Source organism: Proteus sp. fly-1013, assembly GCF_040140245.1.
GTDB lineage: Bacteria > Pseudomonadota > Gammaproteobacteria > Enterobacterales > Enterobacteriaceae > Proteus > Proteus mirabilis_B.
In genome coordinates this window covers 452084-470370 of sequence record NZ_JBEEWD010000002.1, presented here as the reverse complement: position 1 = coordinate 470370, position 18287 = coordinate 452084, and the positions used below count along the sequence as shown (strand labels likewise).

Below are 18287 nucleotides of genomic sequence, written 5' to 3'. Positions count from 1 at the left end.
AATGGAATTAACACCAAGAGAAAAAGATAAATTACTGCTTTTTACAGCGGGTCTTGTTGCTGAAAGACGTTTAGCGAAAGGGCTCAAGCTTAATTATCCTGAAGCGGTTGCACTTATCAGTTGCGCCATTATGGAAGGGGCGAGAGAGGGTAAAACCGTTGCCCAATTGATGAGTGAAGGGCGCACTGTTTTGACGGCGGAGCAAGTCATGGAAGGTGTGCCAGAAATGATCAAAGACATCCAAGTGGAATGCACATTCCCAGATGGTACAAAACTTGTTTCTATTCATGATCCTATTGTGTAGGTAATAACATGATACCCGGTGAAATTAGAGTTAACCAAGCATTAGGCGATATCGAACTTAATGCAGGTCGAGAAACAAAAACAATACAGGTTGCCAATCATGGCGATAGACCCGTGCAAGTCGGCTCTCATTATCATTTTTATGAAGTGAATGAGGCGCTGAAATTTGAACGAGAAGGCACATTAGGTTTTCGTTTAAATATTCCAGCGGGCATGGCGGTTCGTTTTGAACCGGGGCAAAGCCGTACTGTTGAATTAGTGGCTTTTGCTGGAAAGCGTGAAATTTACGGCTTTCATGGCAAGGTGATGGGTAAATTGGAGAGTGAGAAAAAATGAAAACTATCTCACGTCAAGCTTATGCAGATATGTTTGGCCCAACAACGGGTGATCGTCTGCGATTAGCCGATACTGAGCTTTTTCTTGAAATTGAAAAAGACTTCACCACTTATGGCGAAGAGGTCAAGTTTGGTGGCGGTAAAGTTATTCGCGATGGTATGGGGCAAAGTCAAGTCGTCAATGCTGAATGTGTCGATGTGCTTATCACAAACGCGATTATTTTAGATCATTGGGGTATCGTAAAAGCAGATATCGGTATTAAAGATGGTCGCATTGTGGGTATCGGTAAAGCGGGTAATCCTGATGTTCAACCTAATGTGGATATCGTTGTGGGACCTGCCACAGAAGTAGTTGCGGGTGAAGGCAAAATTGTTACCGCGGGTGGCGTTGATACGCATATTCACTTTATCTGCCCTCAACAAGCACAAGAAGGTTTAGTGTCTGGTGTCACCACGTTTATTGGTGGTGGTACAGGACCCGTTGCAGGAACAAATGCAACCACAGTAACGCCGGGTATTTGGAACATGCACCGCATGTTAGAAGCCGTTGATGAATTACCTATCAATGTGGGTTTATTCGGTAAAGGTTGTGTGAGTAAACCTGAAGCGGTTCGCGAGCAAATTGAAGCCGGTGCTATTGGTCTAAAAATTCACGAAGACTGGGGCGCAACACCAATGGCAATTCATAACTGCCTTAATGTTGCCGATGAAATGGATGTGCAAGTCGCTATTCACTCTGACACCTTAAATGAAGGTGGTTTCTACGAAGAAACTGTGAAAGCGATAGCAGGTCGTGTGATCCACGTTTTCCATACAGAAGGCGCGGGTGGCGGGCACGCACCTGACGTAATTAAGTCAGTTGGTGAGCCGAATATTCTACCTGCTTCCACTAATCCAACAATGCCTTATACCATTAACACCGTTGATGAGCATCTTGATATGTTGATGGTTTGCCATCACCTTGATCCGTCTATTCCTGAAGATGTGGCTTTTGCTGAATCTCGTATTCGCCGTGAAACCATCGCAGCAGAAGATATCTTACATGATATGGGTGCTATTTCTGTTATGTCGTCAGACTCACAGGCAATGGGACGCGTAGGTGAAGTTATTCTTCGTACTTGGCAATGTGCGCACAAAATGAAATTACAGCGTGGCACATTAGAAGGTGATACCGCTGAAAGTGATAACCATCGCATTAAGCGGTATGTGGCGAAATACACTATCAATCCTGCTTTAGCACATGGTATTGCACACGAAGTCGGCTCTATTGAGAAAGGTAAATTAGCGGATCTGGTTTTATGGGACCCGGCTTTCTTTGGTGTGAAACCAGCGTTGATCATGAAAGGTGGCATGGTGGCTTATGCGCCAATGGGTGATATTAATGCGGCTATTCCAACACCTCAGCCGGTGCATTATCGCCCAATGTATGCTTGCTTAGGTAAAGCGAAATATCAGACGTCGATGATCTTTATGTCAAAAGCGGGTATCGACGCAGGTGTACCTGAAAAACTAGGCTTAAAGAGTTTAATTGGTCGTGTTAAAGGCTGTCGTAATATCACTAAAGCTTCGATGATCCACAATAGCTATGTGCCACATATCGAGCTTGATCCTCAAACCTATATTGTGAAAGCTGATGGCGTGCCATTAGTGTGTGAACCTGCAACGCAATTACCAATGGCACAACGCTATTTCCTCTTTTGATTAGTGTTTTACCGAGACTGTAGAGAATGAAAAGATTTACTCAACTTATTGATAAGCAAAAAGCACTTCAAATAGTAACGCCAGAAACACAGGCTCTTACTTTATGCCTAACGATGGATGAAAGAACCAAAAGTCGTTTAAAAGTGACGTTAAGTGATGGACAAGAAGCAGGGCTATTTTTGCCTCGCGGTACGGTGCTAAAAGAGGGTGATATCTTACTGTCAGAAGATAATACGCTAGTCACAATTGAAGCGGCAAAAGAGCAAGTTTCAACAGTATATAGTGACGATCCGCTGTTGTTGGCTCGTGTTTGTTACCACTTAGGTAATCGTCATGTTCCATTACAAATCGAAGCGGGTTGGTGTCGTTATTTTCACGATCATGTTTTAGATGATATGGCGAGAGGTTTAGGCGCCAATGTGGTTGTGGAGTTAGAGAAATACCAGCCTGAGCCGGGCGCTTATGGTGGATCGTCAGGTGGTCATCATCATCACTCTCATGACGATCATCACCATCATCACTAATTATTTGAACAAGGGAGCTTATTGATGCTTGCAGATCTGCGCTTATATCAATTAGTCAGTCCTTCTTTACCAGTGGGATCGTTTACTTATTCTCAAGGGTTAGAGTGGGCGATTGAAAAGGGCTGGGTTTGTTGTCCTCAAACATTAGCGGACTGGCTAAGTACCCAAATGGCCGGCACTTTAGCAACGTTAGAGCTCCCTATCTTACGGCGATTACAAGAAAATTTGGCTCAAGCCAAAATGAGTGAAGTGAAGTATTGGTGTGATTTTATTGTCGCAAGCCGTGAAACTAAAGAGTTGCGACAAGAAGAGCGCCAACGAGGTATTGCTTTTGCTCGTTTACTTCCTCAATTAGATATTGAGTTAGATGAAACCTTACAAGCTTGTGTAAAACAGACACAACTCATGGCATTTGCGTTAGCTGCTGTGAAATGGAATATTTCTGCTGAGAAGTTATGTTGTGCTTACGCTTGGGGTTGGCTTGAAAATACGGTGATGTCAGGAGTAAAACTGATCCCTTTAGGGCAAAGTGCAGGACAGAAAATATTGTTTACATTAGCAGAGCAGATCCCTGTAATTGTTGAGCAATCCGCACATTGGCCCACTGAAGATATTGGAAGTTTTACACCTGCGCAAATTATTGCCAGTAGTCGCCATGAAACACAATACACTCGACTTTTTCGTTCATGAGAAATCTATATGCAAGAATATAATCAACCACTCCGTATTGGTGTTGGTGGCCCTGTTGGATCAGGAAAAACGGCACTGTTAGAAGTTCTTTGTAAAGCGATGCGCGACACCTATGAAATCGCGGTTGTGACTAATGATATTTATACTCAAGAAGATGCCAAGATCTTAACGCGTGCTGAGGCATTAGATGCGGATCGTATTATTGGTGTTGAAACGGGCGGTTGTCCTCATACTGCTATTCGTGAAGATGCATCAATGAACCTTGCCGCGGTTGAAGAATTAGCAATGCGCCACAAAAATCTTGATATCGTTTTTGTGGAAAGTGGTGGTGATAACTTAAGTGCGACATTTAGCCCAGAGCTTGCTGATTTAACCATTTATGTGATTGATGTGGCTGAAGGGGAAAAAATTCCACGTAAAGGTGGCCCCGGTATTACACACTCAGATCTATTAGTCATTAATAAAATCGATCTGGCACCTTATGTTGGCGCATCATTAGAAGTGATGGAAGCAGACACAGCAAGAATGCGTCCAGTGAAGCCTTATGTTTTCACAAATCTAAAAGAAAAAGTTGGCTTGGAAACTATTATCGATTTTATCATTGATAAAGGCATGCTAAGACGCTAATAGCTTGCTGAGTAAAGGCGAGTTTTAATCAAGAAAGAAACAGTCAGTATCGGTCATTTAATAAAGACCGATACTGTCAGGATAATATAAAAACGATATTAGTAATCAGATTAGTTAAGGTAGGTAAATGCAGTGGTTACTTTTACTACACCTTTGGTTTCACTGGCAATTTTCGCAACCGCGGCCCCTTCTTGGCGAGTCAAAATACCAAATAAGAACACTTCACCATTTTCAGTGATCACTTTTACAGAAGAAGATTTTACTGAATCACTGCCTAAAATCTGAGAGCGAACTTTGGTTGTTAACCATGTATCTGAAGATGCTGTACCTAATGTCACAGGCTCGCCTTGGCGCACTTCGTTGTAGACGTTATTTACGCCTTCAACTTTACTTGCAACTTGTTTTGCAGTATTCGCAACAGACATATCAGGGCTTTGACCGGTTAACAGGATATTGCCTTGATAAGCCGTAGCTACGATACGTGAATTGCTTTTCTTGATCTGTTCGTTTTTGTTTAGAGCACCAGAAACACGTGCTTCCAAGGTACCATCGTCAACTTGTTGCCCTAATGAGCGAGGATCGGTTGCAGTTTTACCCGCAACTGCGGCAGTGCCGACAACCGCTGCGCCGATACAACCTTGCAGTAAAAGTGCAGAACACAGCACTGCGGTGATAGGAAGCAATTTCATAGTAACTCCTTAGTCATCCTGATGTGGGAATAATGTATTATCAATTAAATCACAGAGACAATTGACTGTTAGCATCTGAACTTCCTGTATTCTGACGGTGCGTTGAGATGGAATACGAATTTCAACGTCTTGAGGGCCTAATAATCCGGCAAGCTCTCCGCCATCATAGCCTGTTAATGCAACAATGGTCATATCTCGTGTAACAGCGGCTTCAACGGCTTTAATAATACTTCTACTGTTACCGTGAGTTGAGATAGCAAGTAGCACATCTCCAGCTTGTCCTAATGCACGCACTTGTTTTGCATAGATTTCATCGTGCTGCTGATTCCCCATAATTGCAGTCATCACAACGCTATCTGTGTTTAACGATAATGCAGGTAAGCTTGGGCGCTCTGTTTCAAAACGATGGATCATGCTTGCGGCAAATCGCTGTGCTGTTGCTGCTGAGCTACCGTTTCCACAGCTTAATACTTTATGGCCGTTTAACAAAGATTGAACCATCATCATGGCGGCTCTGGAAATGGCATCTGGTAATGCTTCTGCTGCTGCAATTTGAGTTTGAATACTCTCTGTAAAGCAGACTTTGATTCTATCAAGCACGTTAAGACCTATATAATCTAATTTAACGAATAAATTCCGTATAATCGAGAATGTTTTTTAACCATATTAACTGGCGTTGATTAAATGCACAAATATCAAAACGACAGTCTGATGTCTCGATGCTTTCTTGGCGTTGTGCTAACCAATATTTTGCTGTACGCCATAAGCGACGCCGTTTTGAGGTGGTAATAGAGCTTATTGCATCACCAAATAAGATGTTACGTCTAAAACGAACCTCAACAAATACCCATGTCCTCTTTTCCTGCATAATAAGATCAATTTCTCCACAGGGAAATCGGACATTACGCTCAATCAATACTAATCCTTGTTGGCGCAAATATTTTAGCGCTTTTTGCTCATAGTATAGCCCTAAAAAATAAGGGCTTTTAGAAAAAATCATCCATGATTTCCTTCTTTATCTCACTCATAAAATAAACCGCCATAATGGCGGTTTATTTTAATGATAACTAAATGCGTGCATTACTGTGCAACAGGTTCAATCTTACCTTGTTTAAATTGCATCCAAGGAAGTTGTCTATAAACAGTACAGTTATTTTCAACACGTAATGAGCCTGAAATACCATTAAAACGCAATGTGCCTTTTGTCAGATCATTGTAATTGTTTGCTAATGACCATGCATCAATTCCCATAGCATAAAGACGCATTAATGAGTAATCGTTCGCAAATTTGCTTGATGCTTTTTGCATTAACGGCAAATTAGCACCAGTCATCAATGGAATATCACTAAACTGAATACCATCCATTTCCATACGGAAATCAGGACCTGTTCCACCTTGGTTACTGCGTGAACTCACATAAATTGGTGGACGTTTCTTGGTGCTGATTGCCATATCAATCATTGGCTTAATTAAGGTTAATTCATCGCTAGTCGCAATGATATAAACAGAATCAATGGCACCACCTGCTGATGGAATAGATTGAGTCTCTAATGGTAAAGGTGCATTAGCCGTTGGTAGAACAGGCGTACCTGTCATGCGAATACCTACACCACGGTTGATAGAGGCTTTTAAGCTTTCAACAGAACTAAAAGCTTGTTGTAAAACGGTGCCACCACCAGTGCGTTGCCACTCATCAGCAAATGTTTGTGCCATTCTTTGACCAAATTTATTATCAGGAACAATAATTAATGGATTTGATTTTTGTTGCTGACGTAAATGTTGTGCCGCATTACGGGTTTCATCTTCTGGTGAAAGAGAGAAGAAACAAACAGTTGTTGCTGAAGGAACACTGTCTAATTCATTTAATGCTAATACAGGTAAGCCACTTTGAAGTTCAATCGTCTTCATGACTTCAGGTTTTAGCAGAGGGCCGACAATTAAGTTAGCACCATCTTGCTGTACTTTTTTCAGTAAAACGTCGATAGATTGGCTATTGGTATCATAAACAATCACTTGGCGAGAGTTTTGTGCAACAGGATCTAAGCGTAATGTCGTATCACCAGAAAATGTTGAGCTCTCTTTTTCTTGATCTTGAGTCGCTGGCATATTTTCTGTTGTTTCTTTTGCCGTATCTGTTGTTGCTGTATCAGTTGTTGGTGTTTCAGTATTTTTGATACCTAATTCTTCTAAAATTGAATTAAGGCTATCGTCATTTTTAGGCGCTTGTGGCGCTGGCATTGCTTGAGGCTGTGGTAAACCACTTTGCGCATCAAGGAAGCCTTGACGAATAGCTTCACCAAAAACTTTCGCTTGCCCAGTTAAAGGTAACAATAATGCGATTTGGCTACTTGCACTCACAGAAGGCTGTGAAAGACGTAATAATGATGCTGGAAGTGTTAATGCAGCTGGATTACGAGGATAGCGAGTTTGCCACTCTCTGACCGCTGTTGATAACTTATCAGCATCGTCTTTGTTGTATTCATAGGTATTCAGTAAGTCTAACCAACCTTGCAGCGTATTTTCATCTGCTTTGATAACAACACCACGGCGTTGTTCTGGTGTAAGTTTGGTTAGCGTGAGCCATGTATCATCAATATTTTTCTGATGCAGTTGAGGATCAGTAATTAATGTTTCTAACCCAATATAGGCTCTAATAACATCTAAAGATGCCAGCCCTTGAGCGTCATCAATCACTTTTTGAAATTGTTTCATCTCCATTTCTGCTTTTGCAGCGGGAGTGAGAGGTTGTTCTTGTTGCCCCGTCAGGGTACAACCTGACATAATCAGCGCAGAGAGTATCGCAGTATAGGATAAACCTGTTTTAAAACGCACAAAAATTGAGGAAAGCATACTGTACCCAGTGATGTTTTATAATTATGCTCAATTTTAAATCGGTCATTCGGAATAAACAATGAATCAACCTAATCGAGCAGCGGTAACGACATCCACACTGTACATAGTACCCACACCTATTGGTAATCTGGGCGATATCACCCAGCGGGCACTTGATGTGCTGTCTCATGTCGATTTAATTGCTGCAGAAGATACCCGTCATACAGGGCTTCTATTACAGCACTTTGCCATTAACGCACGTTTGTATGCGTTACATGATCATAATGAACAGCAAAAAGCAGATCAATTAATTAGCAAATTACAACAGGGGCTAAGTATCGCATTAGTCTCTGATGCAGGTACACCATTAATTAACGATCCTGGCTATCATTTAGTCAATCAATGTCGTAAGAATGGCATAAATGTCGTGCCATTACCCGGCGCTTGTGCAGCTATTACGGCACTGTCTGCTGCTGGGCTTCCTTCAGATCGTTTCTGCTACGAAGGCTTTTTACCTGCAAAAACCAAAAGTCGTCAGGACTGTTTACGTGCATTATCAGAAGAGCCTCGTACATTGATTTTTTATGAATCAACACATCGGCTGTTAGATAGTTTAGCTGATATGGTGACAGTTTGGGGTGAAGATCGCTATGTAGTATTAGCGAGAGAGCTCACAAAAACGTGGGAAACTATTCAAGGCATGCCTGTTGGTGAATTACTTAAATGGGTTCTTGAAGATGAAAACCGCCGTAAAGGTGAAATGGTATTAATTGTTGAGGGTTATGACAAACCTGTTGATGACGATTTTTCTCCAGAAGTATTACGGACATTGGCGATTTTACAAAAAGAGTTACCACTGAAAAAAGCAGCCGCAGTCACAGCTGAGATTTATGGCGTGAAGAAAAACGCACTCTATAAACATGTCATTGAGCAAAATGGTGAAGCTCAAGACGAGTAAAGTGATTTTTTAGCTTCTTTTGCTATACATTTTCTACCAAAATCCCTATAATCCGCACCCTGAGTTGACTAGACAACCGCTGCTTTATCGTTGTCCCTTCGGGGGAGACGGATAGAGGGGAGGAAAGTCCGGGCTCCACAGGGCAGGGTGCCAGATAACGTCTGGGAGGCGCGAGCCTACGACAAGTGCAGCAGAGAGTAAACCGCCGATGGCCTGTTTACAGGATCAGGTAAGGGTGAAAGGGTGCGGTAAGAGCGCACCGCGCAACTGGTAACAGTTTGTGGCATGGTAAACTCCACCCGGAGCAAGACCAAATAGGGGTTCTTATGGTGCGGCCCGCATTGAACCCGGGTAGGTTGCTGGAGCCAGCGCGCAAGTTCTGGCCTAGATGAATGGTTGTCCACGACAGAACCCGGCTTAACGGTCAACTCACCTCATAAAAAACCCTCGATTCACATTGTGTTTCGAGGGTTTTCTGTTTTTAAGCCCATCTAAATTGATTATCACGAGATAATATCAATAAATAAGCCACGAAACTCAGCCGAGCTTTTCAATGTAATACTATGGCTATCTTGAATAAAAGCCCCATCACCACACTGAATTTGCCCATTTTCTTGTGTTGATGTTTGCAAATAGGTGCCACCTTTTATGGATTGCAAAAAGCCTTTCTGTCCTTTTATTGGCAGTGTAATTTCATCACCTGCTTGCAAATGAATATGATAAAGCCAGATGGTTTGCCTTAACATTAACGAGCCATCATCACCGGTAGGTGAGGCTAATAATTGATATTTTAAATTTTCATCTAATACCAATTTTTGTGAGGCGACGCTTTCTTGTTGTGGACACGCATTTAACCACAACTGGATACGAGTTAATGGCGTATCAGGACTACTGTTTTTCTCTATATACGTATCAGTATTATGGGGTGAAATAAGTAAGCACTCATTTTCTTTTGCCGTTACTGTACGCCCCATATTATCAAGGTATGTTGCTTCCCCTTGAAGAATAAGGTTAACCACATCCACATGAGGATAGGTCTTTGCTTTAAATTCAGAATTTGGGGCAAGCACTTCTTGGTTGAGTACTCTTAGCGTGCCATAGTCTAAAAAATGAGGGTCAAAGTAGTGGCCAAAGGAAAATGTGTAGCGAGCTTGTAGCCAACCATAATCCGCTTTACCACATTGTTGTGCTGTTCTGTATTTTATCATAGCGGTAATTTTCGAGTAGATTATCAATATATTTATCATAGAGGTATGGACTGTCTATTGTTAGCAAGTTAATCTGGTGCCTATAATCAAATTATTTGATAGAGATAAGTATAATGAGTAAAGACAAAGCAATTACGTTGGAATCTTTACGAGTCATGGATGCCATTGATCGTAGAGGGAGTTTTGCAGCTGCGGCTGATGAACTAAATCGAGTTCCATCGGCACTCAGTTATACCATGCAAAAATTAGAAGAAGATTTAGATGTTGTCCTTTTTGACCGTTCTGGCCATAGAACTAAATTTACCAATGTTGGCAGAATGCTTCTTGATAGAGGGCGCATATTACTTGAGGCTGCTGACAAATTAACGTCAGATGCAGAAGCCTTAGCAAGAGGTTGGGAGCCACATATCACGATTGTTTGTGAAGCGCTCACTCCTGCATCTCGACTCTTTCCGTTGGTCGATAAATTAGCTGAAAAATCCAATACGCAACTCTCTTTAGTAACAGAAGTCTTAGCGGGCGCATGGGAAAGCTTAGAAAGCGGTAAATGTGATATTGTGATTTCACCGGATATGCATTTTCGTACCTCGTCTGAAATTAATTTTCGCCCTTTATACAATACCACCAGTGTTTACGTTGCCAGCCCAGATCACCCAATTCATAACGAACCAGAGCCATTAGCAGAAGAAACTCGCTTAAAATATCGGGGTATCGCGATTGCAGATACAGCAAGAGAACGCCCTGTATTGACAGTATTGCTGTTAGATAAACAGCGCCGTTTGACGGTCAGTTCTATTGAAGACAAACGCCGAGCATTAATTGCAGGTTTAGGTGTGGCGACAATGCCGATTGATTTAATTGAAGATGATATCAAAGAAGGGCGCTTACGTGTTGTTGGCCCTGAATATCACCATGAAAATAATATTATTATGGCATGGCGAAGAGATAGCATGGGCGAAGCTAAATCGTGGTGTCTGCGTGAAATACCTAAACTCTTTGCAAGCGATAAAAAATAATTAAAAAAATATAAATAATGAGTAAGTTTTATTTTAAGCAAACAAAAAAGATCCCCTAGGGGATCTTTTTTGTTTCTAAATTCGTTATTACCAGTTTTTATTGAAAATACGATCTAAGCTCCATTTACCCGGACCTGTCACAACCAGTAATAAATATCCGCCTGCAATTGTCATGTTTTTCATAAACATTAATTGGTTCATGCCTTCAGCAAAATTACTGTGGAACAGTAATGCGGTTAAGAGAGTAAAGACCGCGGTAAAGATTGCTGTGGTGCGAGTTAAGAAACCAAATAAGATGGCTAATCCACCGCCTAATTCTAATAAAATAGTTAGTGGTAATAAGAAACCGGGAACGCCCATTGCTTGCATATATTGCTGTGTACCTTCGTAACCACCAATTTTTCCGTAGCCTGCGCTGATAAATAAAATCGGCATTAAAATACGGGCAACTAATAACGCAATGTCTTCAAATTTTTTCATGATGTTTATTCCTAATCAAACTCTATTATCTGCAATGTATATTTGTTTATATTTGTATTTTCGTTGGTTAATTTTCTATTTTTAGAATTAATAACCACGGCTACGGTGTGAGATATACAATAATGGCAAACTGAAAAAGAGGATATTAAGAAGAATTAACATTCTTAGACAAAAAAATTGATGTTCAATCTGAGGTTTTTTTGAAGGACTTCTGTATTGCTCGAATGAGGCCAATTGCACCGATGGCACGTTGTCCCAACCGTATGATTTTTTTAGGGTGTTTAATACTGTAAAGCGAGATAACACTCGCACCGACTAGAAATACGGGTTTTAAAGAGACTAAAATTCGCCACGCTTTATCATAAGGTTCTGTCACATCAAGCCAAGTTTGTGTGCTTTGCCCTAAATCAGAGCGCTGTTGCTGAATTTTATTCAACAACAGCTTTTTACGTCTTGCGAGGATCGCTTGCTTATTTTGTCTGTTCATCATGATATTGCTCCAAAAGACGTTTATCTAATTCCAATTGCTGGCGAGTATCGCCCAACAAGGTGGAATTTCGTGCTTTTCTTAATGTCATGATGGCACCAATCAGTGCACAGAAAAGTAAAGTAGCGGTTGTGATGGCTAAAGCATAGACTCGATATTCAGGTGGAATAACCCAAAAAATCAGTATAAGCAGGCTCATTAGGCCAAAGGCGGTGAGTAACAGTGTGACACCAGCCATTAAAATAAGCTGGATCAGGGTCGTTTTTTCTTCTTCCAGTTCAATGGCGATTAGTCGTAGGCGAGTTTCAACCATGCCTATCATAATAGCGCCAATTTTACTGAGAGAATTCAGAACCCCGGATGCGGGGCCCTGTGGTCTTTGAGTATCACTCATTATAAATTAGCGTTTTGCTAGTAGAACACCAAGAACAACACCAACAGCCGCACCAATACCGACACCTGTCCATGGGTTTTCACGAACATAGTTATCCGCTTTTCCGGCAATTTCTTTGGTGTTATCGACAATTTCTCGACCTGCATCGCTAAGTTTTGCACGAGAGCCTTTTATCGCCGATTCTGCTTTTGCACGCAGGCTTTGGATTTCTTCTTTGGATTTATCTGCAGAGGAGTTCAGCACTTCTTCTAGAGTATCAGCAAGAGATTTTAATTCACCGCGCAGATCTTCATTTGAACGTTGATGAGACATAATTAACTCCTTTAATAGAGATAGATGTGATACTTATAACAATAGACTAATTTTACCGCTTAATGAAATTAAATAACGACTTATTGGTAAAAAAAAGAGATAAATCTTAATAGATATCCGCAGTTAAAAGAGTGAGAGGGGGTTAAGGCGAGTGTATAGCGAAATAAAATAAAGGCCTGTTCAATTAAATGAAACAGGCCTTTGTCATTTTTTCTTACTGCTTTTTATGGTAGTCGGAATATCTTTATATTATTTGAAGATTTTACACTTTCGCTTTTTTCTTTTTAATAACAACCCAGATGCTACCAATTAATCCCATCACTAATAGGCAAACAGGTAATAGCATAAGGATATTCATTAAATGGTGTTCGTACTGACGAAATAGTGGGCTGTTACCTAATATATAACCCAATGTGGTCAGTATACCGACCCATAAAAGTCCACTTAACCAATTGAAAATTTGAAAGCGAGTATTATTTAACCCCGCAAGGCCAGCAATTGTTGGTAACAATGTTCTAACGAACGCTAAAAAGCGACCAATAAGTAATGCAGCTAAGCCATGACGATGAAAAAGCCCATGTGCGCGTTGGTGGTAATGTTCAGGTAGATGCGATAACCAACTGCGTACTAATTTCGTATTTCCAAGCCATCGCCCTTGAAGATAGCCCAACCAACAACCTAGGCTCGCTCCTGCGGTCAAAATAAGTAAGGTCAATGGAAAATCCATTGTATCTTTAGCAATTAACACGCCCACTAAAATTAATAAGCTATCTCCTGGTAAGAAAGCTGCGGGCAATACTCCGTTTTCTAGGAATAGTATGGTGAATAATAAAATGTAGATAATCCATATTAATGAAGGATTAGCTAAGGTTTCGTAATCTTGATGCCATAGCGCCAAGAATAGCTCTCTTACGATTTCCATATAAAAGGCTTCCTAAAACTGAGTCATTTGGGGGTAAATATAAAATCAATAGGTGTTGTAATCTATTTACCCGTTTTCTACTTCATAGGGTCTATTTTTCATTGTTTAAAACAGCAACACTCTAACAAAATCAGGAAAAACTAGACAGAAAATTTTTCAACTCGATGACTACACGAGTTACATATAGGTATTGAGTCTTCAAAAATAGACATCTAATCTCTTTTTGAGTTCAGGGTAGGGAATTTTTTAAAAGAAAACCTTAAGACAATGGATAATAAAAAACGGCGTTTCATGTCTTAGTTAGATGATAAAAGATAAATTTTTAATATTAATTGAGAGAAAATAAAACGTTATCTTGTTTATATTGTTCGTCTTTTACTGTTTATTATTTATTCAAAACAAGGGTGATTAGAGCGGATAATTGTTAGTTATAATGTTAACAAAAAAGACTATCAGTTGATTAAAAAAACCAAAAAGAAAAGAAATAAAATAAAAAGTAAGTAAGATAACGAAGTATAACTTACTGATAATAATAATTTCTTTCATTTCGCGTTGGTATGCTAAAAAGAACAAAATCCTATTATGATCACAGTTATGTTATTTTATTGTTAACAAAAACGGTTAATGCTGTATATTTTGCATAATCAGCTTTTCAGCGCGATTCAATTCCTTATACTGGCATTGCAAACACTCAATAATGCCTTTTTTAAATATTATTTTAAGTAATGGAATAGCTATGGATAAACAACAATCCAGAGTCTTCAGCCTGTTCTTTAAGGGAAGCCTCGTCAAACAAATACTCATTGGTTTAGTTGCAGGGATCTTACTTGCTTGGTTAGCACCAGAAGCTGCCAAGATGATGAGCTTACTAGGTACCCTGTTTATTAGTGCATTGAAAGCTGTAGCACCTGTCTTAGTATGGGTACTGGTTATGGCTTCGATTGCTAATCACCGTCAAGGGCAAAAATCGAATATTCGCCCAGTATTAATTTTATATCTGTTAGCAACGTTCTTTGCTGCGTTAACCGCAGTTGTTGCAAGCTTTATGTTCCCATCCGTTTTAACGCTGGTTGTTAATGAATCACAACTGTCACCACCTGAAAATATTGCTGAAGTGCTTAAAGGCGTATTAATTAATGTGGTCGCAAACCCTGTTGATGCACTTATCAATGGTAACTATATGGGTATTCTAGCGTGGTCTATCGGGCTGGGCTTAGCATTACGCCACGCAAAAGATACCACTAAAGCCTTAACGCAAGATTTAGCTGACGCAGTAACGAACGTAGTACGTGTTGTTATTCGTTTAGCACCTATCGGTATTTTTGGTCTAGTGTCATCAACTATCGCAACAACAGGCTTTGAAGTTCTCGCAGGTTACTTACAAGTTCTTGTGGTACTACTTGGCTGTATGCTGTTTGTTGCTTTAGTCGTGAACCCATTGATTGTATTTTGGAAAATTCGCAGTAATCCATATCCATTAGTGTGGGCATGTTTGCGGGAAAGTGGTGTAACAGCCTTCTTTACACGTAGCTCAGCAGCAAACATTCCTGTGAATATGGCAATGTGTCGTCGTATGAATTTAAACGAAGATACTTATTCTGTTTCAATTCCATTAGGTGCAACCATCAATATGGGTGGTGCGGCGATTACTATCACTATTTTGACATTAGCCGCAGTAAATACACTGGGTATGCCTGTTGATGTACCAACTGCATTGTTATTAAGCCTTGTTGCTGCAATTTGTGCATGTGGTGCATCGGGTGTTGCTGGGGGTTCTTTACTGTTAATTCCACTGGCTTGTAGCATGTTCGGTATTAGCAATGATATCGCTATGCAAGTGGTTGCAGTAGGTGTGATGATTGGTGTATTACAAGATTCAGCAGAAACGGCACTTAACTCATCAACAGACGTTCTCTTTACTGCAACAGTCTGTATTGCTGAAGATAATCGTATTTCAGATAATCCATTAACTGAAAAAAATAATGGGTAAAAAGGGTAAGTAGTAAGACAGGAAGATGCTGTAAAAATAATAATCAATAATAAAAAATAGAACCCCACATTTATGTGGGGTTTCTTTTTGCTATTTTATCGTCATGTTCACGATTTAAATGGCGAGTGCTAGCTCAGTTCCTTGTCTAATAGCGCGTTTTGCATCTAATGCACTGGCATCTTTCGCTCCGCCAATAAGATGAACTATTTTGTTTTCTTTTTCTAAAGGTGAAAATAAAGGGTGATAAGCGCGTTGTCCTGTACACAATATAATATTATCAGCCATAAGAAGTTGTTGTTTGCCATCTTGTTCAACCACAAGACCTTCTGGCGTAATTTTTTGATAATGACAGTGTGTTAAGAATTTAACGCCTTTTTTCTCTAATGTTAGCCTGTGTATCCAACCTGTTGTTTTACCCAAACTTAAACCTATCTTTCCGGCTTTACGCTGTGTCATCACAATGTGTTTAGTATCGTCTTTAAAGTGATCTGCGGGCTTGATGCCACCACGAGATGAAAGCGTCGGATCAATGCCCCATTCTTTGTTAAAAGCACAAGGACTTAAGCTACTGCATTGCCCTTTTTGCGTAAGATAAAGACCAGTATCAAAGCCAATACCTCCGCTACCAACAATCACCACATTTTTACCCACAGGTTGATGGTGTTTTAAAACATCAAGGTAAGTTTTAACTATCTCATTATCTTGCCCTTCAATGTCTGGGCTGTGAGGAGTAACACCACTGGCTAAAATAACCTCGTCAAAGTTTTTAAGATGATGAGGAGTGGCTTCAGTATTATTTTTAACAATGACACCCGTGAGTTGTAGTTGCCGTTTAAAGTAACGTAGGGTTTCTTGAAACTCTTCTTTACCGGGGATTTGGCTAGCAATGTTCAGTTGCCCACCAATAACATCTTCTTTTTCAAACAGCGTGACATGATGGCCACGTTTCGCAGCAGTTACTGCAAAAGATAATCCCGCAGGACCAGCACCAACAACCGCTAATTTTTTAGGCTGTTGGGTTGGAATAACCAGAAGTTCGGTTTCTCGGCAAGCAAAAGGATTAACCAAACAAGAGGCTGTTTGACCTGAAAATATTTCATCAAGGCACGCTTGATTACAAGCAATGCAAGTATTGATTTCATCTTCACGTCCTTGTTGTGCTTTAAGTACGAATTCAGGATCAGCAAGAAAAGGGCGAGCCATAGAAACCATATCAGCACAGCCTTCTGCTAAAATAGCTTCTGCGGTTTGTGGTGTGTTAATGCGGTTTGATGTAATAAGAGGGATATTCACTTTTCCCATTAATTCGCGTGTTACATTCGCAAATTGACCTCTTGGTACCATCGTGGCAATAGTTGGAATTCGCGCTTCGTGCCAACCGATCCCTGTATTGATCATTGTAGCACCTGCCTTCTCTACGGCTTTGGCAAGATAAAGTACCTCTGATGCATCTGAGCCATCTTTAATTAAATCCAACATAGAAAGACGGTAAATAATAATAAACTGCTCACCGACTGCTTTTTTTATACCTTCAAGAATACGTAAAGCGAAACGACAACGATTTTCAATATTTCCACCCCATTGATCGTCTCGCTGATTAGTATGTCTGACTAAAAACTGATTAATTAAATAGCCTTCAGAGCCCATTATCTCAACGCCATCATAGCCCGCTTTTTGGGCTAATTGAGCACAGTGAATGTAGTCATCGATAGTTTGTTCGATTTGTTCATGACTCATTTCTGTTGGCATAAAAGGGGTTATTGGAGATTGAATAGCAGAAGGGGCAACTAAGTTCGGTTGGTAACTATAACGACCAGTATGCAAGATCTGTAAAGCAATTTTACCTCCTTGCTGATGAACTGCATTAGTAACAAGCTGATGAGTCGCCAGTTGGCTTTCGGACATCAATGTCGCAGCATGTGGTAATAACACACCTTGTTTATTGGGAGAGATCCCTCCAGTCACTATTAGTGCAACACCTGCTGCTGCACGTTGGGCATAAAACTGTGCAAGTTTTGGAGCATCATTTATATTTTCTTCGAGTCCAGTATGCATAGAGCCCATAAGAATACGGTTTTTAAGTACAGTGAACCCCAAATCAAGCGGCGAAAATAGATGAGAATAATGTGCCATCAGATACCCTTTTTAGACTGGTCAGATGAGATATCTATAGCATAACGAGAAGTGAGTGATTAAGAGTTTATTATGTTAAAAAGTTGTGATCTTAATCATGGAAAAGGTGAATAGCACGTTATAAAGCAATAATAATCTAAGTGATTAGTTAATGAGAACAAATAGTGATAATAAAAATCACACTCATTCATAATATTTCATCATATAATGTAGTGTACCTATTAATACGTATTAAAAACATACATCACTATTTTGAATTTGGAGACGTTATGATTAATAAATTTAATCAACTTGTTGACTGTTCTGACTTGGGTAAACTTGTATTACGTGTTTCTCTTGGCGTTTTAATGTTATTACATGGGCTTCATAAAATGGAACCGGGCGGATTAGCTGGTATTCAGGGCATGTTGGCTAATTTTAATCTACCTGCCTTTATTGCCTATGGTACGGTGATTGGGGAAGTGGTTGCACCTATCTTACTGATTATAGGTCTATTTACTCGTGCATCAGCACTTGTTTTAGCAGGTACAATGTTTGTTGCTGTCTTAATGGTTCACTCTGGTGATTTATTTGCATTAAATCCTAAAACAGGGGGATGGGCACCAGAAAGCGCTGGTTTTTACCTATTTGCTGCGATTGCGGTGATGTTTTTAGGTAGTGGCCGTTTTGCAGTGAAAAAAGATTAA

The 18287-nt window shown here is 40.3% G+C and carries 21 protein-coding genes and 1 other RNA gene; 11 read left to right on the top strand and 11 right to left on the bottom strand.

The window, feature by feature from the left end; all coding sequences use genetic code 11:
• Position 1: 1 nt before the first annotated feature.
• Genes ABN236_RS05960 through ureG form a run of 6 tightly spaced genes read left to right on the top strand, consistent with a single transcriptional unit; the run spans position 2 to position 4180 of the window.
• Entirely contained in the window at positions 2-304 is a 303-nt protein-coding gene (locus ABN236_RS05960; RefSeq protein ID WP_023582851.1) for an urease subunit gamma, read from the top strand.
• Positions 305-312: 8 nt separating this feature from the next.
• Positions 313-639, top strand: coding sequence for an urease subunit beta (locus tag ABN236_RS05955; RefSeq protein WP_088493790.1), 327 nt, complete (start codon positions 313-315; stop codon positions 637-639).
• Positions 636-2339: an urease subunit alpha gene (gene ureC, locus ABN236_RS05950; protein ID WP_349473573.1), complete on the top strand. Its 1704-nt coding sequence runs from the start codon at positions 636-638 to the stop codon at positions 2337-2339. The genes ABN236_RS05955 and ureC overlap by 4 nt, the downstream gene beginning before the upstream one ends.
• 26 nt (positions 2340-2365) lie before the next feature.
• Positions 2366-2863 (top strand): urease accessory protein UreE, encoded by a 498-nt coding sequence (ureE, locus tag ABN236_RS05945; RefSeq protein WP_088493788.1) that lies wholly within the window; start codon positions 2366-2368, stop codon positions 2861-2863.
• 24 nt (positions 2864-2887) lie between these two features.
• Positions 2888-3553, top strand: coding sequence for an urease accessory protein UreF (locus tag ABN236_RS05940; protein WP_194951795.1), 666 nt, complete (start codon positions 2888-2890; stop codon positions 3551-3553).
• A 9-nt stretch (positions 3554-3562) separates the two neighbouring features.
• Complete coding sequence (ureG, locus tag ABN236_RS05935) at positions 3563-4180, top strand: urease accessory protein UreG (protein WP_006535303.1); 618 nt, start codon at positions 3563-3565, stop codon at positions 4178-4180.
• Positions 4181-4290: 110 nt separating this feature from the next.
• Here the strand turns inward: ureG and dolP are convergent, their stop codons facing one another.
• From dolP to ABN236_RS05915, 4 genes are all read right to left on the bottom strand, one after another.
• On the bottom strand, positions 4291-4869 hold the full coding sequence (gene dolP, locus ABN236_RS05930; RefSeq protein WP_036933029.1) for a division/outer membrane stress-associated lipid-binding lipoprotein: 579 nt from the start codon (positions 4867-4869) through the stop codon (positions 4291-4293).
• Positions 4870-4878: 9 nt separating this feature from the next.
• Complete coding sequence (gene diaA, locus ABN236_RS05925; RefSeq protein ID WP_088493786.1) at positions 4879-5469, bottom strand: DnaA initiator-associating protein DiaA; 591 nt, start codon at positions 5467-5469, stop codon at positions 4879-4881.
• Between the two features lie 22 nt (positions 5470-5491).
• On the bottom strand, positions 5492-5869 hold the full coding sequence (locus ABN236_RS05920) for a YraN family protein (protein WP_194951796.1): 378 nt from the start codon (positions 5867-5869) through the stop codon (positions 5492-5494).
• A gap of 80 nt (positions 5870-5949) precedes the next feature.
• Positions 5950-7719 (bottom strand): penicillin-binding protein activator, encoded by a 1770-nt coding sequence (locus tag ABN236_RS05915; protein WP_349473572.1) that lies wholly within the window; start codon positions 7717-7719, stop codon positions 5950-5952.
• Positions 7720-7780: 61 nt separating this feature from the next.
• On the opposite strand from ABN236_RS05915, the gene rsmI reads away from it, so the two are divergent.
• Both rsmI and rnpB read left to right on the top strand, forming a co-directional pair.
• On the top strand, positions 7781-8659 hold the full coding sequence (rsmI, locus tag ABN236_RS05910) for a 16S rRNA (cytidine(1402)-2'-O)-methyltransferase (protein ID WP_194951798.1): 879 nt from the start codon (positions 7781-7783) through the stop codon (positions 8657-8659).
• 60 nt (positions 8660-8719) lie between these two features.
• An RNA gene (gene rnpB, locus ABN236_RS05905) (RNase P RNA component class A) lies at positions 8720-9095 on the top strand.
• 67 nt (positions 9096-9162) lie between these two features.
• On the opposite strand, the gene ABN236_RS05900 is transcribed toward rnpB, so the two are convergent.
• A complete protein-coding gene (locus ABN236_RS05900) occupies positions 9163-9867 on the bottom strand; it encodes a pirin family protein (protein ID WP_194951799.1) in 705 nt (234 codons plus the stop codon).
• Positions 9868-9980: 113 nt separating this feature from the next.
• On the opposite strand from ABN236_RS05900, the gene ABN236_RS05895 reads away from it, so the two are divergent.
• Positions 9981-10883, top strand: a complete 903-nt coding sequence (locus tag ABN236_RS05895; RefSeq protein WP_036933024.1) for a LysR family transcriptional regulator — start codon at positions 9981-9983, stop codon at positions 10881-10883.
• 87 nt (positions 10884-10970) lie between these two features.
• On the opposite strand, the gene ABN236_RS05890 is transcribed toward ABN236_RS05895, so the two are convergent.
• From ABN236_RS05890 to ABN236_RS05870, 5 genes are all read right to left on the bottom strand, one after another.
• On the bottom strand, positions 10971-11363 hold the full coding sequence (locus ABN236_RS05890) for a DoxX family protein (RefSeq protein WP_088493781.1): 393 nt from the start codon (positions 11361-11363) through the stop codon (positions 10971-10973).
• A gap of 184 nt (positions 11364-11547) precedes the next feature.
• Entirely contained in the window at positions 11548-11853 is a 306-nt protein-coding gene (locus ABN236_RS05885; RefSeq protein WP_270754392.1) for a YqjK-like family protein, read from the bottom strand.
• Positions 11834-12244 (bottom strand): phage holin family protein, encoded by a 411-nt coding sequence (locus ABN236_RS05880; protein ID WP_088493780.1) that lies wholly within the window; start codon positions 12242-12244, stop codon positions 11834-11836. Before ABN236_RS05880 ends, ABN236_RS05885 begins: the two co-directional genes overlap by 20 nt.
• Positions 12245-12250: 6 nt before the next feature.
• Positions 12251-12556: an ElaB/YgaM/YqjD family protein gene (locus tag ABN236_RS05875; protein WP_088493779.1), complete on the bottom strand. Its 306-nt coding sequence runs from the start codon at positions 12554-12556 to the stop codon at positions 12251-12253.
• 262 nt (positions 12557-12818) lie between these two features.
• Entirely contained in the window at positions 12819-13478 is a 660-nt protein-coding gene (locus tag ABN236_RS05870; protein ID WP_088493778.1) for a DedA family protein, read from the bottom strand.
• Between the two features lie 736 nt (positions 13479-14214).
• Here ABN236_RS05870 and sstT point away from each other — a divergent pair.
• Positions 14215-15468 (top strand): serine/threonine transporter SstT, encoded by a 1254-nt coding sequence (gene sstT, locus ABN236_RS05865; RefSeq protein ID WP_349473571.1) that lies wholly within the window; start codon positions 14215-14217, stop codon positions 15466-15468.
• A 114-nt stretch (positions 15469-15582) separates the two neighbouring features.
• On the opposite strand, the gene ABN236_RS05860 is transcribed toward sstT, so the two are convergent.
• Positions 15583-17601, bottom strand: coding sequence for an oxidoreductase (locus tag ABN236_RS05860; RefSeq protein WP_349473570.1), 2019 nt, complete (start codon positions 17599-17601; stop codon positions 15583-15585).
• 269 nt (positions 17602-17870) lie between these two features.
• Between ABN236_RS05860 and ABN236_RS05855 the strand changes: the two genes are divergently transcribed.
• Positions 17871-18287, top strand: a complete 417-nt coding sequence (locus tag ABN236_RS05855; RefSeq protein ID WP_075671373.1) for a DoxX family protein — start codon at positions 17871-17873, stop codon at positions 18285-18287.

Coding starts and splice junctions, on each gene's coding strand:
- ABN236_RS05920 (WP_194951796.1), bottom strand. CDS start 5,869: ATGATTTTTTCTAAAAGCCCTTATTTTTTAGGGCTATACTATGAGCAA.
- ABN236_RS05870 (WP_088493778.1), bottom strand. CDS start 13,478: ATGGAAATCGTAAGAGAGCTATTCTTGGCGCTATGGCATCAAGATTAC.
- ureG (WP_006535303.1), top strand. CDS start 3,563: ATGCAAGAATATAATCAACCACTCCGTATTGGTGTTGGTGGCCCTGTT.
- ABN236_RS05890 (WP_088493781.1), bottom strand. CDS start 11,363: ATGAAAAAATTTGAAGACATTGCGTTATTAGTTGCCCGTATTTTAATG.
- ABN236_RS05895 (WP_036933024.1), top strand. CDS start 9,981: ATGAGTAAAGACAAAGCAATTACGTTGGAATCTTTACGAGTCATGGAT.
- ABN236_RS05855 (WP_075671373.1), top strand. CDS start 17,871: ATGATTAATAAATTTAATCAACTTGTTGACTGTTCTGACTTGGGTAAA.
- ABN236_RS05860 (WP_349473570.1), bottom strand. CDS start 17,601: ATGGCACATTATTCTCATCTATTTTCGCCGCTTGATTTGGGGTTCACT.
- ABN236_RS05915 (WP_349473572.1), bottom strand. CDS start 7,719: ATGCTTTCCTCAATTTTTGTGCGTTTTAAAACAGGTTTATCCTATACT.
- ABN236_RS05875 (WP_088493779.1), bottom strand. CDS start 12,556: ATGTCTCATCAACGTTCAAATGAAGATCTGCGCGGTGAATTAAAATCT.
- dolP (WP_036933029.1), bottom strand. CDS start 4,869: ATGAAATTGCTTCCTATCACCGCAGTGCTGTGTTCTGCACTTTTACTG.
- sstT (WP_349473571.1), top strand. CDS start 14,215: ATGGATAAACAACAATCCAGAGTCTTCAGCCTGTTCTTTAAGGGAAGC.
- ABN236_RS05955 (WP_088493790.1), top strand. CDS start 313: ATGATACCCGGTGAAATTAGAGTTAACCAAGCATTAGGCGATATCGAA.
- ABN236_RS05960 (WP_023582851.1), top strand. CDS start 2: ATGGAATTAACACCAAGAGAAAAAGATAAATTACTGCTTTTTACAGCG.
- ureC (WP_349473573.1), top strand. CDS start 636: ATGAAAACTATCTCACGTCAAGCTTATGCAGATATGTTTGGCCCAACA.
- ABN236_RS05940 (WP_194951795.1), top strand. CDS start 2,888: ATGCTTGCAGATCTGCGCTTATATCAATTAGTCAGTCCTTCTTTACCA.
- rsmI (WP_194951798.1), top strand. CDS start 7,781: ATGAATCAACCTAATCGAGCAGCGGTAACGACATCCACACTGTACATA.
- ureE (WP_088493788.1), top strand. CDS start 2,366: ATGAAAAGATTTACTCAACTTATTGATAAGCAAAAAGCACTTCAAATA.
- ABN236_RS05900 (WP_194951799.1), bottom strand. CDS start 9,867: ATGATAAAATACAGAACAGCACAACAATGTGGTAAAGCGGATTATGGT.
- ABN236_RS05885 (WP_270754392.1), bottom strand. CDS start 11,853: ATGATGAACAGACAAAATAAGCAAGCGATCCTCGCAAGACGTAAAAAG.
- ABN236_RS05880 (WP_088493780.1), bottom strand. CDS start 12,244: ATGAGTGATACTCAAAGACCACAGGGCCCCGCATCCGGGGTTCTGAAT.